Genomic DNA, 234 nt, shown 5'->3' with positions numbered 1-234 from the left:
TCTTTGGTTTGATCTTTAATTGATGTCACCATTGGTTTTGTCGTGTCTACAACTTTAATTGTGAAGTTCGTTGTTGTTACGTTACCTTCTGCATCTGTTGTTGTTACCGTAATTGGATAGCTACCTACTTTTGTTGGTGTACCACTAATCGTATTTGTCTCACTATCGAAACTTACTCCGTCAGGTAGATCACTTACTTTGTTGGTCACAGCTTGGCCACTATTATCTGTTGCT

General features: G+C 38.5%; 1 protein-coding gene. It reads right to left on the bottom strand.

Features of this window, described 5'->3' with window-relative positions:
- Positions 1–234, bottom strand: a 234-nt coding sequence (locus tag HMPREF3264_RS12180) for a putative Ig domain-containing protein (protein ID WP_141764505.1), incomplete at both ends; no start/stop codon positions are given.

Source organism: Staphylococcus sp. HMSC62A08 (assembly GCF_001839105.1).
Lineage (GTDB): Bacteria > Bacillota > Bacilli > Staphylococcales > Staphylococcaceae > Staphylococcus > Staphylococcus caprae.
Note: the sequence above shows the minus strand (reverse complement) of the source record. Positions and strands in the feature narration are given on the sequence as shown.